General features: G+C 71.7%; 13 protein-coding genes. 11 read left to right on the top strand and 2 right to left on the bottom strand.

Going from position 1 to position 15,092, the window contains the following annotated elements; genetic code table 11:
- The first annotated feature begins 4 nt into the window (after positions 1-4).
- From gcvT to BUB97_RS03520, 9 genes are all read left to right on the top strand, one after another.
- Positions 5-1,126: a glycine cleavage system aminomethyltransferase GcvT gene (gcvT, locus tag BUB97_RS03560; RefSeq protein ID WP_073131500.1), complete on the top strand. Its 1,122-nt coding sequence runs from the start codon at positions 5-7 to the stop codon at positions 1,124-1,126.
- Positions 1,123-1,500, top strand: a complete 378-nt coding sequence (gene gcvH, locus BUB97_RS03555; protein WP_073131497.1) for a glycine cleavage system protein GcvH — start codon at positions 1,123-1,125, stop codon at positions 1,498-1,500. The genes gcvT and gcvH overlap by 4 nt, the downstream gene beginning before the upstream one ends.
- Positions 1,497-4,400: an aminomethyl-transferring glycine dehydrogenase gene (gene gcvP, locus BUB97_RS03550; RefSeq protein WP_073131495.1), complete on the top strand. Its 2,904-nt coding sequence runs from the start codon at positions 1,497-1,499 to the stop codon at positions 4,398-4,400. The genes gcvH and gcvP overlap by 4 nt, the downstream gene beginning before the upstream one ends.
- Before the next feature lie 67 nt (positions 4,401-4,467).
- The gene (locus BUB97_RS03545; RefSeq protein WP_073131492.1) at positions 4,468-5,076 is read left to right on the top strand and encodes an NUDIX hydrolase; all 609 of its coding nucleotides are present in this window, start codon (positions 4,468-4,470) and stop codon (positions 5,074-5,076) included.
- Positions 5,073-5,522, top strand: coding sequence for a GNAT family N-acetyltransferase (locus BUB97_RS03540; RefSeq protein ID WP_073131490.1), 450 nt, complete (start codon positions 5,073-5,075; stop codon positions 5,520-5,522). The genes BUB97_RS03545 and BUB97_RS03540 overlap by 4 nt, the downstream gene beginning before the upstream one ends.
- Before the next feature lie 119 nt (positions 5,523-5,641).
- Positions 5,642-6,499, top strand: coding sequence for an alpha/beta hydrolase family protein (locus tag BUB97_RS03535; RefSeq protein ID WP_245818176.1), 858 nt, complete (start codon positions 5,642-5,644; stop codon positions 6,497-6,499).
- A gap of 332 nt (positions 6,500-6,831) precedes the next feature.
- Positions 6,832-7,590: an SDR family NAD(P)-dependent oxidoreductase gene (locus tag BUB97_RS03530; protein ID WP_073131487.1), complete on the top strand. Its 759-nt coding sequence runs from the start codon at positions 6,832-6,834 to the stop codon at positions 7,588-7,590.
- Between the two features lie 9 nt (positions 7,591-7,599).
- Positions 7,600-8,250, top strand: coding sequence for a ribonuclease HII (locus tag BUB97_RS03525; protein ID WP_073131485.1), 651 nt, complete (start codon positions 7,600-7,602; stop codon positions 8,248-8,250).
- A gap of 113 nt (positions 8,251-8,363) precedes the next feature.
- Positions 8,364-9,452 carry a site-specific DNA-methyltransferase gene (locus BUB97_RS03520; protein WP_073131483.1) on the top strand — a complete coding sequence of 363 codons (1,089 nt, stop codon included), beginning with the start codon at positions 8,364-8,366 and terminating at the stop codon, positions 9,450-9,452.
- Positions 9,453-9,463: 11 nt separating this feature from the next.
- On the opposite strand, the gene BUB97_RS03515 is transcribed toward BUB97_RS03520, so the two are convergent.
- Positions 9,464-10,366: a LysR family transcriptional regulator gene (locus BUB97_RS03515; protein ID WP_073131480.1), complete on the bottom strand. Its 903-nt coding sequence runs from the start codon at positions 10,364-10,366 to the stop codon at positions 9,464-9,466.
- Between the two features lie 124 nt (positions 10,367-10,490).
- Here BUB97_RS03515 and BUB97_RS03510 point away from each other — a divergent pair, with 124 nt between their 5' ends.
- Together BUB97_RS03510 and BUB97_RS03505 are read left to right on the top strand one after the other, a co-directional pair.
- Positions 10,491-11,468: a Bug family tripartite tricarboxylate transporter substrate binding protein gene (locus BUB97_RS03510; RefSeq protein ID WP_073131478.1), complete on the top strand. Its 978-nt coding sequence runs from the start codon at positions 10,491-10,493 to the stop codon at positions 11,466-11,468.
- Between the two features lie 114 nt (positions 11,469-11,582).
- Positions 11,583-12,647: an Ldh family oxidoreductase gene (locus BUB97_RS03505; protein ID WP_073131477.1), complete on the top strand. Its 1,065-nt coding sequence runs from the start codon at positions 11,583-11,585 to the stop codon at positions 12,645-12,647.
- Positions 12,648-12,668: 21 nt separating this feature from the next.
- Here BUB97_RS03505 and BUB97_RS03500 read toward each other — a convergent pair whose 3' ends face one another.
- Complete coding sequence (locus tag BUB97_RS03500) at positions 12,669-14,849, bottom strand: sensor domain-containing phosphodiesterase (protein ID WP_073131475.1); 2,181 nt, start codon at positions 14,847-14,849, stop codon at positions 12,669-12,671.
- Between the last annotated feature and the right edge of the window lie 243 nt (positions 14,850-15,092).

Genomic DNA, 15,092 nt, shown 5'->3' with positions numbered 1-15,092 from the left:
ATGCGTGGCCGATACCCAATCCTTGCTTGAAACGCCGTTGGCCGGCCTGCACCGCGAATTGGGCGGGCGCATGGTGGGCTTCGCGGGCTATTCCATGCCTGTTCAGTACCCGGCCGGGATCATGGCCGAGCACCAGGCCTGCCGCACGGGCGCGGCGCTGTTCGATGTCTCCCATATGGGCCAGGCGGAGCTGCGCGGCGAAGGCGCGGCCGCCGCGCTGGAGCGCGTGACGCCCGCCGAGGTCCAGGCGCTGAAGCCCGGCCGCCAGCGCTATGCCCTGCTGATGAACGAGAGCGGCGGCATCATCGACGACTTCATGGTGGCCCATCTGGGCGACCGGCTGTTCCTCGTCCTCAACGCCTCCCGCAAGGCCGTGGACGTGGAGGCGATCGGCGCGGTGCTGCCGGCGGGCGTGTCCCTCGTGCCGCGCCCCGATCGCGCGCTGCTGGCCCTGCAGGGGCCGGGGGCGGAGGCGATCCTGGCGCCGCTCGCCGAGGGCGACGTGGCGGCCATGCCCTTCATGGGCGTGCTGGAGAGCCCGGTGGCCGGGGTTCCGGCCCTCATCACCCGCTCCGGCTATACCGGGGAGGACGGGTTCGAGATCGGCATCCCCGCCGAGGGCGCGGAGAAGGTCGCCCGGGCCCTGCTGGCGGCGGGCGCCGCCCCGGCCGGGCTGGGCGCGCGGGACAGCCTGCGGCTGGAGGCCGGGCTGCCGCTCTATGGCCAGGATATCGACGAGACGACCTCCCCGGTGGAGGCCGCGCTGACCTTCAGCCTGGGCAAGCGCCGCCGGATGGAGTGGAACTTCGCGGGCGCCGAGCGCGTGCGGGAGGAGCTGGACAGCGGGCCGAAGCGCCTGCGCGTCGGGATCCTGCCCGATGGACGCCAGCCCGCCCGGGCCCATACCGAAATCGCGATCAACGGCCTGCCGGTCGGCGAGGTGACGTCGGGCGGCTTCGGCCCCTCGCTGAACGCGCCGGTCGCCATGGGCTATGTCGCCCGCGCCCATGCCGGCGATGGCACGGCGCTTGAACTGGTGGTGCGCGGGCGGGCCATTCCCGCGCGCATCGCCCCCACCCCCTTCGTTCCCCATCGCTACAAGCGCGTCGCAGGAGTTGTCGCATGAGCCAGACCCGTTTCGCCGAGAGCCATGAATGGGTCCGCCTGGATGGCGACGTGGCCACCGTCGGGATTTCCGACCATGCGCAGAACGCGCTGGGCGACGTCGTCTTCGTGGACCTGCCCGAGGCCGGGCGGGCGGTGGAGGCCGGTGAGGCGGTCGCGGTGGTGGAGAGCGTGAAGGCGGCTTCCGACATCTACGCGCCCATCGCCGGCACCATCGCGGCGGTGAACAGCGCGCTGGTGGACAATCCGGCCCTGGTGAACAGCGCGCCGATGGGCGAGGGCTGGTTCTTCACCATCACCCCGCGCGACGCCTCCGAAATCGACAAGCTGATGGATGCCGATGCCTATGCCCGGCACGCGGAGGAAGGGCATTGAGCGCGCTCGACCAGCTCGCGGCGCTGGAGGAGAGCGCCGCCTTCGCCAGCCGGCATATCGGGCCGAGCGAGGCGCAGGTCACGGCGATGCTGCGTGCCGTCGGCGCGGAGAGCCTGGAAGCCCTGGCCGCGCGCACGGTGCCCGCGGGCATTCGCGGCAGCCATCTGGACGCGCTGCCGCCGCCGGTGGGCGAGGCCACGGCCATCGCCGAGCTGCGCGCCATCTCCGAGAAGAACCTGCGGGTGAAGTCGCTGATCGGCTGCGGCTATCACGGCACCCACACGCCGCCGGTGATCCTGCGCAACGTGCTGGAGAACCCGGGCTGGTACACGGCCTACACGCCCTACCAGGCGGAGCTGGCCCAGGGGCGGCTGGAAGCGCTGCTGAACTTCCAGACGATGGTGAGCGACCTGACCGGCCTGCCGGTCGCCAACGCCTCGCTTCTCGACGAGGCGACGGCGGCGGCCGAGGCGATGGCGCTGGCCCTGGCCTCGCACCGGGGCAAGTCCACCACGCTGGCGGTGGCGCCGGACCTGCACCCGCAGACCCTGGCCGTGCTGCGCACGCGCGCCGAGCCGCTGGGCATCGGGATCCATGTCACGGATCACGCGGCGGATTATGCCGGGCTGAAGCCCTTCGCCGTCGTGCTCTCCTATCCCGGCACCACGGGCGAGGTGCGCGACATCGCCCCGGCCATCGCCGCCGCGCAGGCGGCCGGGGCGCTGGCGATCGTGGCGGCCGATATTCTCGCGCTGACGGTCCTCACCCCGCCGGGCGAGATGGGCGCGGATGTGGTGGTGGGCAGCACGCAGCGCTTTGGCGTGCCCATGGGCTATGGCGGCCCGCACGCGGCGTACATGGCGGTGAAGGACGGGTTGAAGCGGCTGATGCCGGGCCGCCTGGTCGGCGTCTCCGTGGATGCCGCCGGGCGCCCGGCCATGCGCCTGGCGCTGCAGACGCGCGAACAGCATATCCGCCGCGAGAAGGCGACGAGCAACATCTGCACGGCGCAGGTGCTGCTGGCGGTGATGGCGAGCATGTATGCCGTGTGGCACGGGCCGGAGGGGCTGACCCGCATCGCCCGCCGCACGCATCTGCTGGCGAGCCTTCTGGCCGATGCCGCGACCCGTGCCGGCTTCACGCTGCGCCACGGGAGCTTCTTCGACACGGTGGCGATCGAGGCGGGCACGAAGGCGGATGCGCTGATGGCGGCCGCCCTCGAGGCCGGCTTCAACCTGCGCCGCGTGGATGCGGGCTGCGTCGCCATCGCGCTGGATGAGACGGTGACGCGGCAGGACCTGATCGCGCTCGGCGCCGCGCTTTGCGAGGCGGCGGGCCGTGAGCGCGTGGGGCTGGGCGAGCTTGCGGCGGCGGAGCGGCTTCCCGCCGCGCTGGCGCGCCGCACGCCCTTCCTCGCCGCCGCCGTGTTCCGCGCGCATCGTTCCGAGCATGCGATGCTGCGCTACCTCAAGCGGCTCGAGGACAAGGATGTCGCGCTGAACCGCAGCATGATCCCGCTGGGGTCCTGCACGATGAAGCTGAACGCGACGGCGGAGATGATCCCCGTCACCTTCCCCGGCTTCTCCGACCTCCATCCCTTCGCGCCGGCGGACCAGGCGCACGGCTATATCGAGATGATCAAGCGTCTCGAATCCTGGCTCTGCGCCTGCACCGGCTTTGCGGCGGTCTCGCTGCAGCCGAATGCGGGCAGCCAGGGCGAGTATGCCGGGCTGCTGGCCATCCGCGCCTACCACAAGGCGCGGGGCGAGGGGCATCGGGACATCTGCCTCATCCCCTCCTCCGCCCATGGCACCAACCCGGCCTCGGCCGTGATGGCGGGCATGCGCGTGGTGGTGGTGGGCTGCGACCGCCAGGGCAATGTCGATCTCGAGGACCTGCGCGCGAAGATCGAGGGGCACGCGGCGAACCTTTCCGCGCTGATGATCACCTATCCCAGCACGCATGGCGTGTTCGAGGAGGCGATCCGCGAGATCTGCGCCGCCGTGCATGCGGCGGGCGGGCAGGTCTACATGGATGGCGCCAACATGAACGCGCAGCTGGGCCTGACCAGCCCGGCCGCGATCGGCGCCGATGTGTGCCACCTGAACTTGCACAAGACCTTCTGCATCCCGCATGGCGGCGGCGGGCCGGGGGTGGGGCCGATCGGCGTGGCCGCGCATCTGGCGCCGCATCTGCCCAACCACCCGATGCTGGCCGAGGCCGGGCCGGAGACGGGCTTCGGCCCCGTTTCCGCCGCGCCCTTCGGCAGCGCCAGCATCCTGCCCATCTCCTACGCCTATATCCGCATGATGGGCGCGGCCGGGCTGACGCGGGCGACGCAGGTGGCGATCCTCAACGCCAACTACGTGGCGAAGCGCCTGGATGGCCATTTCCCCGTGCTCTATCGCGGCAAGGAGGGGATGGTGGCGCATGAGTGCATCCTCGACTGCCGTGGCTTCCAGCAGGGGGGCGGCGTGCTGGTGGAGGACATCGCCAAGCGCCTGCAGGATTACGGCTTCCACGCCCCGACCATGTCTTGGCCGGTGGCGGGCACGCTGATGGTGGAGCCCACCGAGAGCGAGCCGCAGGAGGAGCTGGACCGCTTCATCGACGCCATGATCGCCATCCGCGCCGAGATCCGCGCGGTGGAGCAGGGCAGGGCGGACAAGGCCGACAACCCGCTGAAGAACGCCCCGCACACCGCGGAGGAGGTGACGGCGGAGAGTTGGACCCACCCGTATTCGCGCCAGGAAGCCGCCTTCCCGCTGCCCTGGGTGGCGGCCCAGAAGTACTGGCCGCCGGTGAAGCGCGTGGACAATGTCTATGGCGACCGCAACCTTGCCTGCACCTGCGCGCCGCTGGAGGCGTATCAGGACGCGCCGAAGGTGGCGGCGGAATAGCCGGGTCGAGGCTTCCGCCAGGGTTCGCTAGAGCCCTGGCGGAGTTCTTCCGGCATGCTCCCGCGCCATGAGCGATTCGCCGCCGCCGCCGGGGCCGCCCCTCGGGCCGCCCCTCTGGGAGGTTCTCTCCTCCCGCACCGTGCTCCAGGACCGCTGGATCCATGTCACGGCCGATGCCGTGCGGGATTCCAAGGGCAATGTGCTCGATCCCTTTTACAGCCTGTCTTATCCGGACTGGGTGCATGTGGTCGCGGTGACGCCGGCGGATGAGCTGGTGCTGGTGCGCCAGTACCGCCACGGCGCCCAGGCCTGGACGCTGGAACTGCCGGCGGGCGCCGTGGACAAGGCGGATGCCGACCCCACCGTGGCCGCCGCGCGCGAATTGCGGGAGGAGACGGGCTATTCCGCGCCCGAATTCCGTCTCCTCCATTCCCTCAGCCCCAACACCGCCACGCATCGCAACCGCGCGCATACCGTGCTGGCGCTCGGCGCCACGCTCACCCACCCCACCGCGCATGAGGTGGGGGAGGACATCACGGTGGAGCTCTGGCCCCTCGCGCGCGTGCTCGCCCAACTCGGGGCGGGGCTGCTGCCCCAGGCGATGCACACCGCCTCCCTCCTGCTGGCGCTGAACGCCGCCGGCCGGATCGACTTCACGCTGAAGGATGCGCCATGAGCGACGTGCGGATCGTCCCGCTGCAGGAGCGACACCGGGAGGACTGGAACCGCCTCTATGCCGGCTATGCGGAATTCTACCGCGTAACCCAGACCCAGGAGATGCGCGACCGCGTCTGGTCCTGGATCCATGACCCGGCGCATGGGACCGAGGCCTTCGTGGCCGAGGATGCGGAAGGGCACGCGGTCGGGCTGGCGCATTTCAGGCCCTTCGCCCGGCCGCTTTCCGCCAGCACCGGTGGCTATCTGGACGATCTGTTCGTGGATCCCCAGATGAGGGGCAAGCGCGTGGCCGATGCGCTGCTCGAAGCCCTTGCCCAGGAAGGCCGCCGTCGCGGCTGGAGCGTCATCCGTTGGATCACAGCCGAGGACAACAGCCGCGCCCGCGCGGTGTACGACCGCGTGGCGAAGCTGACGCCCTGGCGGACCTACGACATCCCCCTCTGAAGCGGGTCTCTCTGAATGGGGCCGCTCTGAACCGGCGTGCCCTGCTCGCGGCGCCGGCCCTGCTGCCTTTCCTGGCGGCACCGGGCTGCGCCGCCGCACCATCGGCCGGTTCCCGGCCGATGGAGGCCCGCATCACCGAATCCCGCACCGAATGGCGCGATGCCGCCCGCGCACGCGCCATTCCCGTTCTCATCCGTGAGCCCGCGGGCAGTGCTCCTGCGCCCACGGTCATCCTTTCCCACGGCCTCGGCGGCTCGCGCGAGGGCCTCGCCTATCTCGGCCGCGCGCTGGCGGAGAACGGCTATCTCGCCATCCATCTCCAGCATCCCGGCTCCGACGACAGCCTTTGGCGCGGGGGCGGGGACCGGATGGTGGGGCTCGCCGCCGGCGCACTGAACGTGCAGGCGGCGCTGGACCGGCTGCTGGACGTGACGTTCACGCTCGACAACCTGCCGCGCCGCGCCGATCCGCAGCGTCTCGCCATCGCCGGCCACTCTTTCGGCGCCTGGACCGTGCAGCACATGCTGGGCGAGCGCCTGCCCGGCGGCGACCGTGGCCTGGGCCTGCCCGATGACAGGCTGAAGGCCGGGGTGGCGCTCTCGCCCATCCCCGCCATCGGCATGCCGCCGCGCCTGGCCTATGGCGGCTACGTCGTGCCCATGCTGCACATCACTGGCACCGAGGATCACGGCTACATCGAGGGCATCCGCGCCCCGGCCCGGCGCGTGCCCTTCGAGCAATCGCGCAATCCCGGCGCGTTGGCCGTGCTCGCCGGCGCGGCCCATGCCTCCTTTGCCGATGAAGCCGAGGCGGGCGGGCGCTACGCCGAAAGCACCTATCACGCGCGCGCCGCCGCCCTGACCGTCGCCTTCCTCGACGCCATGCTGCGGGGGGATGCGGAGGACCGGGCGATGCTCCGGGGCGGTGCCACGGGGCTGCTTGGCCCGGGGGATGAGTTCATCGCGCGCGGGCTTTGATGCGTTTGGGGCCCCTGGGAGGCTTTGCCTCCCAGACCCTCCACCGGGGCCCCCGCGGGGGCCCCGGACTCCGCGTCAAGCCTGCCGGGGATGCCCTGATCGCTGTCGCGCCGCAGGCATTTTGATTTGAGGGCACCACCGGCGCTGTCAGTCGCCTGAGGTCATCGACCTCAGGCGCACCTCCAGCCCCGCATTCCACGGCAGTCCTGACGAAAAAGATGAGGGAGGGTCCGGGAGGGAGAATTCCTTCTCCCTTCCGGGGGCAACCGAGCGCCCCCTCTTCCCCATCCCGCCAACCCCGGCGATTCTGGAGGCCAAGGGAGGACCAAGCCATGCCACGTTATGACCTTGCCGGCCGGGCCGCGCTGGTGACCGGTGCCGCCTCCGGCATCGGCCTCGCCACCGCGCGGGAGCTGGCCGCGAATGGCTGCGCGGTGGCGCTGAATTTCCTGCCGGGCGATCCGCGCGGCGCCGAGGCGGCGGCTTCCTTGCGCGCCACGGGCGCGACGGTGGTGGAGGCCCCCGGCTTCATCGGGGGTGGGGAGGAGGCGGCCATGGTGGGGGCCGCCATCGCGGGCCTCGGCCGGCTGGACCTGCTGGTGAACAATGCGGGCACCCCCGGTGTCTCCCGCACCATTCCCGGGCATGCGCTGGACGAGTTCACCGACGAGCTCTGGGACACCATCCTGGACACGAACCTCGTCGGGTTGTTCCGCACCACCCGGGCCGCGGTTCCGGCGCTGAGGGAGATGCGCGGAGCGGTGGTGAACATCGCCTCGGTCGCCGGGCTTTCCGGGCGCGGCTCCTCCATGGCCTATGCCGCCAGCAAGGCGGGGGTGGTCGCGCTCACCAAGCACCTGGCGCGGGGACTGGGGCCGGAGGTGCGGGTGAACGCGGTGGCGCCCGGCGCGGTGGACAGCACCTGGCAGATCGAGTGGACGGAGGCGCAGCGGGCGCAATCCATCCAGAACTGCCCGATGGGCCGCCGCTGCGTGCCGGAGGATATCGCGGAGGCAATCCTCTTCCTGGGCTGCGCGGGCGCCATGATCACGGGGCAAACCCTGGTGGTGGACGGAGGGCTGATCCTTTAGGTTCCGCGCGTGCCCGTTTCGCGAAAAGGCGCCGCGCGCCCGGATTTCTCCCTGGAATCGGCCCATCCCGGCCCGGTGGCGGGGGTGGACGAGGCCGGGCGTGGCCCGCTGGCCGGGCCGGTGATGGCCGCCGCCGTGATCTTCCCCGCGCCGCCGCCAGCAGCCCTGGCGGCGCTGCTGGATGACAGCAAGCGGCTGGACGCGGCGAAGCGGGAGGCGGCCTATGCCGCCCTGCTGGAGGCCCGGGCCGCCGGCACCGCGCTGATCGGCGTGGGCGCGGCCAGCGCGGGCGAGATCGGGCGGCTGAACATCCTGCGCGCCACCCATCTGGCCATGCTCCGCGCCGTGTCGCGCCTGCCCGTGGCACCTTCCCTGGCGCTGGTGGACGGCAATGCCCCGCCACGCCTGACCTGCGCGGTGCGCTGCGTGGTGGGCGGCGACGGGCTGTCCCTGTCGATCGCTGCCGCCTCCATCATGGCGAAGGTGCTGCGGGACCGGGCGATGGCGCGGCTCGGCACGCGCTGGCCGGAATATGGCTTCGCCCAGCATGTCGGCTACCCCACCCCGGCGCATCGGGAAGCCCTGGCGCGGCTGGGGCCGACGCCGCATCACCGGCGCGGATTCAGCCCGGTCGATCAAGCCGTTCTGGCGCTTTCTTGACCCGAAACTTGACCGGGCGACTCGGGCATGGGCATGTTGCCGAGGGGGCACGGCCCGGCGCGACGCGGGGGCGGAGCGCCACGGCCGGCGATTTACCGGGGGATGTGGCGCGCGTGGGAACGACGGGTCTGGACCTGCCGCTGGACAGCGTGCTGCGTGGCGACTGCATCGAGAGCCTGAGGCGCCTGCCGCCCGCCTCGGTGCACGCGATCTTCGCCGATCCGCCCTACAACCTTCAGCTCAAGGGCTCGCTGCGGCGGCCGGATGACAGCCTCGTCGATGCGGTGGACGACGACTGGGATCGGTTCGACGACCTAGCGGCCTATGACCGCTTCACGCGCGAATGGCTGACCGAATGCCGCCGCGTGCTGCGGCGGGACGGCACCATCTGGGTGATGGGCTCCTACCACAACGTCTTCCGCCTCGGCGTCGCGCTGCAGGATCTCGGCTTCTGGATCCTGAACGACGTGGTGTGGCGGAAGTCCAACCCCATGCCGAACTTCCGCGGCCGCCGCTTCACCAACGCGCATGAGACCCTGATCTGGGCCGCGCGCGGGGAGGAGAGCCGCTACCGCTTCAACTACGCCGCCATGAAGGCGATGAACGACGACAAGCAGATGCGGAGCGACTGGCTCATCCCGCTCTGCACCGGCCATGAGCGGCTGCGCGGCGAGGACGGCGCCAAGCTGCACCCGACGCAGAAGCCCGAGGCGCTGCTGCACCGCGTGATCCTCTCCTGCACCGCGCCGGGGGAGGTGGTGCTGGACCCCTTCCTTGGCACCGGCACCACCGCCGCCGTCGCGAAGCGCCTGGGCCGCCGCTATATCGGGCTGGAGCGGGACGACGGCTATGCCGATGCCGCCGAGGCCCGGCTCAAGGCCGTCGAGCCGCTTTCGGAGAGCATCGCGCTGACCCTGCCGGCCAAGCGCGAGCAGCCCCGCATTCCGTTCGGCGCGCTGGTGGAGCGCGGGCTGGTGCCGCCCGGCACCAAGCTCTGGGACCGTCACCGCCGCTGGCAGGCCGAGGTCGGCGCGGATGCGACTCTGCGCTGCGGCCGCATCACGGGCAGCATCCACCAGGTGGGCGCGGCCGTGCAGGAGGCCCCTTCCTGCAATGGCTGGACCTTCTGGCACCTGGAGCGCCGCGACGGCACGCTCCGGGTGATCGACGAGCTCCGGGCGGAGCTGGCGCCGGGCTCCTGAGCGCCGGCCCGCTACGCGATCTGGCCCAGGCCGAGCCATTCCCGCCGAACCACCGCCAGCACCGCGTCCCGCGCCGGGTTCCCGGCCTCGGTCCAGGCCAGCAGCAGGTCCGCGGTCAGTGGCGGCGTGCCGCGTAAGGGACGCAGCACCACATCCATGGGCCGCAGCCGCTCGGCGGCCTGGGGCACGAGCGCGAAGCCGATGCCGGCGCCCACCAGCGCGAGGATGGAATGGGTCTGGCTGACATGCTGCACCCGCCCGGGCGTCACTCCGCCGAGCCGCAGCACCGAATGGACGAGGTCATGCAGGTAGCGGCCCTCGACCGGCGGGTAGGTGATCAGCGGCTGGCCATCCAGCGCGGCGGGCTCCACCCCTTCCTCCTCCGCCAGCGGGTGGCCGAGCGGCAGGGCGACCCGCAGCGGCTCACGCTCCAGCCGCGCCGCGCGCAGGTCCGGGCCAGCCAGGGGAGGGCGCAGCAGCCCCGCATCGATGCCCCCCGCGCGCAACGCCGCGATCTGGTCCTGCGTCACCAGCTCCCGCAGGTTCAGCTCGATCCCCGGCGCGCCCTTGCGGATCATCGCCACCAGGCGCGGCAGCACGGCGTAGCTGGACGCCGCGGTGAAGCCGAGGGTGACGCTACCCGTCTCGCCTCGCGCCACCCGCAGGGCCTCCTGCGCCGCGCCCTCCGCCATGCGGAGCATCCGCCGCGACTGGTCCAGGAAGACCCGCCCGGCCGGGGTGAGCTGCACGGCACGGCTGCTGCGCAGGAAGAGGGGAAAGCCCAGCTCGTGCTCGAGCATCTGGATCTGCCGGCTCAGCGGCGGCTGGGTCATGTTCAGCCGAGCGGCGGCGCGGCGGAAATGCAGCTCCTCCGCCACGGCGACAAAGCAGCGGAGCTGACCCAGTTCGAACATTGATCCAGTTTGCGCATCGAACGATCCGCATTCAAGCTTGGACAAGCATCGGTGGGGGCCGTTACGCCATCCGATGCCAAGGCTCCTCGAAGGGCCGCCACAACGCTTGAGGGAAACGATCGAGATGCAGCGCCGCGACCTTCTCCGCACCAGCCTTGCCGCCAGCGCCTTCTCCACGCTCGCGGCGCCCGCGGTCCGAGCCCAGAATTTCGACCACACGCTCCGCATCATCGTGCCCAACGCGCCGGGCGGGACGAGCGACATCCTCGCGCGGCTGATCGCGCCGGAGCTGACCCGCGTGCTCGGCCAGAACGTGGTGGTCGAGAACCGCGCCGGTGCCGGCGGCAATATCGGCGCCGATGTCGTCGCCAAGAGCCCGCCGGACGGCCACACGCTGCTGCTGATGGACGTGACGACCATCGCGACCAACCCCGCGCTCTTCCCGCGCCTGCCCTTCGACAATGCGAAAGACCTCGCGCCGGTCACCATGCTGATCTACGCGCCCTACATCCTCGGCGTGGCGAATGCGCTGCCCGTGCAGGATGCGCGCGCGCTCGCGGCCTATGCGAAATCCGCCCCGCGGCCGCTGAACGGCGGAAATTCGGGCGTCGGCACCGCCTCTCACCTCACCCTGATCGAGCTGGCCGATGCCTGGGGCAAGGAGATGACGCATGTGCCCTATCGCGGCGGCGCCCCGGCGCTGACCGCCGTGGTCTCGGGCGAGGCCGACCTGACCATCGCCGGCGCCACCCAGGCGCAGCCCTATGCGGTGAACAACCAGATGCGCGCGGTCGCCGTCACCGGCCAGCACCGCCTCGCCTCCCTGCCGAACGTGCCGACCTTCCGGGAAATCGGCTGGCCGGCGGCGGATGCGGGCACCTGGCAGGGCATCATGGTGCAGGGCAACACACCCCGCCCGATGATCGAGCGCCTGCACAGGGAGCTGAACGCGATCGTCGCGCTGCCCGCCATCGCCGCCCGGCTGAAGGACCTGGGCGCCGAGCCGCGCACCGAGGGGCCGGATGCCTTCCGCAGCTGGCTGACCTCGACCACCGAGACCTATACGCGGCTGATCCGCGCCAACAACGTGCGGCTCGACTAGCGCCGCCCGGGCGGCTCCGCCGGGGCCGCCCCGTTCGCTCCACATGACACGCGTGTTCCGCGGGCGCCCGCCGCCCGTGGCGGCGCCCCATGGCCCCTCGCCGGAACCATTCCGATGACCACTCCCGCTTCGCTGCATCCGCATGACGGGTTGGCCCGCCTCGCCGCTGGCCTCTTCGCCGCCGCCGGGCTGGATGAGGGCAAGGCGGAGGCGATGGGGCGGCTGCTGGTGCTGACGGACATGATGGGCCGCCACACCCATGGCCTCGCCCAGGTCGGCCCCTATCTCGAGCAGATCGAGCGGGGGTTGATGGAGGGGAAGGGAGAGCCGGAGACGCTGCGCGACGCGGGCGGCACCATCGTCTGGGATGGCGGCTACCGGCCGGGCCTGTGGCTGATGGAACGCGCCCTGCACCTCGGCTTCGAGCGCCTGCCGCGGCACGGCACCGTCACCTTCGCCATCCGGCGGAGCCATCACATCGGCTGCCTCGCGGCGCTCGCGAAGCAGGCGACGGATCGCGGCTACCTCGCGATCATCGCTTCCTCCGGGCCGCATACAAAAATAGTCGCGCCCTTCGGCGGCAAGGCGGGGCTGTTCAGCCCCAACCCCTTCGCCATCGGTTTCCCCACCAGCGATTCTCCCGTGCTGGTCGATATCTGCGCCTCGGTCACCACGCTGTCCCTGACGCGGGAGAAGACGGCGGCGGGCGAGCTGTTCGAGCATCCCTGGGTGCTGGACCATGAGGGGCGGCCGAGCCGCGACCCCTCCGTGGTCGAGAAGGGGGAGAAACGGGGAAGCCTCATGCTGCTGGGCGGCGTGGAATCGGGCCATAAGGGCTTCGGCCTGGCGTTGATGGTCGAGGCGCTGACGGGCGGGCTGGCGGGCCACGGGCGGCGCGAGGCGCCGACGCGTTGGGGCGCCAATGTCTTCCTCCAGCTCCTCGACCCCGAGGCTTTCGCGGGGCGCGACGCCTTCCTGGCCCAGATGGATTTCCTGGCCGGGCAGGTCCATGCCAACCCGCCGATCGACCCCGCCGCGCCCGTGCGCCTGCCGGGCGAGAAGGCCGCCCGGCTGATCGCCAGGGCCGAGGCGGAGGGGGTGCGGGTTTCCGCGGCACTTGCAGAGTCTCTCCGCGCCCACGCGGCTCGGCTGGGCGTGGATGCCTCGGCGCTGGGCTAGCCTTGGCCGCGCCGCTGCGCGTCAGGCCGCGTGGCGCGCCTGGGCGAGGGCCAGCAGCTCATCGGGCGGCATCGGCTGGCCGTAGAGGTAACCCTGCCCGGCCTCGCATCCGCGGCCGCGCAGCGCGGCCTCCTGCTCCACGGTCTCGATTCCCTCGGCGATGACCTCCAGCCCCAGGTTCCGGCCGAGGGAGAGCAGCGCCTCCACGATGGCGCCGTCATGCCGGTCGGTCGCGATCTCGGTGACGAAGCTGCGGTCGATCTTCAGCCGGGTGAGGGGGAAGCGCTTGAGTGTGGAGAGCGAGGCGTAGCCGGTGCCGAAATCGTCGAGGGCGATGCCGGTGCCCATGGCGTGCAACCGGCGCAGCGGCTCCAGCTGCGAATCGGCCTTCCGCAGCACGATCGTCTCGGTCAGCTCCAGTTCCAGCGCCGTGGGGGGCAGCCCGTGCCGCCGCAGCGCGGCCTCCACCTTTCCGTCCAGGCCGCTGAGGCGGAGCTGTTCGGCGAAGAGATTGACGCCAATCCGAAGCGGAAGCCCCGCGCCGCGCCAGGCAGCGCCCTGGCGGCAGGCCTGGTCGAGCGCCCAGTCGCCGACGCGGCCCGCCAGGGGGCTCGCCTCCAGCACATGCAGGAAGGCGCCGGGGGCGAGCAGGCCACGGCTGGGATGGTGCCAGCGCAGCAGCGCCTCCGCCCCTGTCATCCGGCCATCTGCCAGGCGGATCTGCGGCTGGTAGAACAGGGTAAATTCCCCGTTCTCCACCGCGCGCTCCAGCTCTTCCTCGAGCGTGCGCCGCGCCTGGTATTCGGCCCGCATCGCCGGCTGGTAGGCCAGGCCGGTGCCACTGCCCTGGGCCTTGGCGCGATGCAGGGCGAGGTCGGCATTGGCGAGCAGCGTATCGGCCTGCAGCCCGGGCGCGGTGGCGTAGCCGGTATTGGCGAGGAGGCGGAAGTTGCGGTCCCGCAGCCGGAAGGACTCGGTGGCGAGGGTTTCGCGCAGCTCGGCTTCGATGGCGGCGGCCATGGCTGCGTCGCCCCGCAGCAGCACCGCGAACTCATCCCCGCCCAGCCGCGCGAGGAGCCCGCGCCGGTCGAGGCAGCGCTCCATCAGCGTGGCGGCTTCCTGGAGCAGCGCATCGCCCACCTCATGGCCGAAGGCGTCGTTCACATGCTTCAGCCCGTCCAGGTCCAGCAGGATCAGGGAGCAGGGGCTGGAACGCGGCGAGCGCTGGAGCGCCTCAGAGAGCAGCACGCGGTTGGCGAGGCCGGTCAGGGGGTCGTGATGTGCCAGGTGGCGCAGGCGGCGCTCGGCCTGGCGCCGCTGGGTCACGTCCCTCAGGATGGCGGCCGAGGCCATGTGCCCGTTACCCTCCCGCCAGCAGGCCAGCGTCATCTCCGCCAGGAAGACGCCGCCGTCGCGGCGCTGCACGGTGACCTCGATCGGCGCATGGTTCGGCGAGCCGCCGGTTTCGGACAGGCGCAGCAGGCGCGCGGCGTGGGAGGCGCGGTCCGACGCGGGGAGGATGCGGTCGGCCGGCCCGCCGACGGCCTCCTCGGCCGTCCAGCCGAAGAGGCGTTCCGCCGCCTCGTTCCAATGGGTCACGCGGCCGGCGTCGTCGGCGCAGATCACCGCGCTCGGCAGAGCCGCCGTCACGCGGGAGAAGCGCGCGAGCCCGTCGCGGCGTGCGCCGTCCAGCCGGCGCATCTCCATGCGGTCCATCACCATCGCGGCGAGGCTCTGCAGCAGGTTCCGCTGCCGCTCGTCCAGCGGCGGGCGGGGCTTCGTGTCGAGGATGCAGACCGTGCCGATCCGGTGCCCGCCCAGAGGGCTGACGAGCGGCGCACCGGCATAGAAGCGGATGGTGGGCCCCTCGGTCACCAGCGGGTTGCGCGCGAAGCGGATGTCGCTCGCCGTGTCGGGCACGACGAGCACGGCATCGTGCTGGATCGTGTGCGTGCAGAAGGAGATCTGTCGGGGCACGCTCTGGAACGAGCAGCCATGGCGCGCGACGACGAGAAGCTCATTCGCCGTGAGCAGGTTGATCAGCGCCATCGGCGCCTCGAAGATGTTCGCCGCCATCTCGGCGATCTGGTCCAGATCCGCGCCCGGCTCGACGCCTGAGGCCTGGTAGGCCGCCACGGCCAGTTGGCGCGCCGCCTCTTCGCCTGTCCTGCCCGGTGTGTCGTTCTCGCCGGCGGGCTGCATGGCGGTGATCGTCCTGCTCCTTCGCTTCTGCGCGGGAGGATATTCTCCGGCAGGGATCGTAGGGGGTCAAACCTGGTGGCGGCGCAACTATGCACGCCGCCCCCCACTGAGTCTGCCTTCGAATCGATAAGCATCCTGTGAAGATGATGCTCGTCATGGCCGGCCATGCCGATGGCGGCCGGGGCGCGAGGCCCGAAACGGAAGCCGCCCGCCCCGGGAAGCCGGGGCGGGCGGTTCAACCGC

This window comes from Muricoccus roseus (assembly GCF_900141905.1).
Taxonomy (GTDB): domain Bacteria; phylum Pseudomonadota; class Alphaproteobacteria; order Acetobacterales; family Acetobacteraceae; genus Roseomonas; species Roseomonas rosea.
The sequence above is the reverse complement of the archived record's forward strand: the minus strand, read 5'-3'. Positions and strand labels throughout refer to the sequence as shown.

What these genes read in the sequence shown, in the direction of transcription:
- BUB97_RS03510 (WP_073131478.1), top strand. Translation starts at nt 10,491, where the DNA reads ATGCAGCGCCGCGACCTTCTCCGCACCAGCCTTGCCGCCAGCGCCTTC.
- BUB97_RS03535 (WP_245818176.1), top strand. Translation starts at nt 5,642, where the DNA reads ATGGAGGCCCGCATCACCGAATCCCGCACCGAATGGCGCGATGCCGCC.
- BUB97_RS03540 (WP_073131490.1), top strand. Translation starts at nt 5,073, where the DNA reads ATGAGCGACGTGCGGATCGTCCCGCTGCAGGAGCGACACCGGGAGGAC.
- BUB97_RS03530 (WP_073131487.1), top strand. Translation starts at nt 6,832, where the DNA reads ATGCCACGTTATGACCTTGCCGGCCGGGCCGCGCTGGTGACCGGTGCC.
- BUB97_RS03505 (WP_073131477.1), top strand. Translation starts at nt 11,583, where the DNA reads ATGACCACTCCCGCTTCGCTGCATCCGCATGACGGGTTGGCCCGCCTC.
- gcvH (WP_073131497.1), top strand. Translation starts at nt 1,123, where the DNA reads ATGAGCCAGACCCGTTTCGCCGAGAGCCATGAATGGGTCCGCCTGGAT.
- BUB97_RS03515 (WP_073131480.1), bottom strand. Translation starts at nt 10,366, where the DNA reads ATGTTCGAACTGGGTCAGCTCCGCTGCTTTGTCGCCGTGGCGGAGGAG.
- BUB97_RS03500 (WP_073131475.1), bottom strand. Translation starts at nt 14,849, where the DNA reads ATGCAGCCCGCCGGCGAGAACGACACACCGGGCAGGACAGGCGAAGAG.
- BUB97_RS03545 (WP_073131492.1), top strand. Translation starts at nt 4,468, where the DNA reads ATGAGCGATTCGCCGCCGCCGCCGGGGCCGCCCCTCGGGCCGCCCCTC.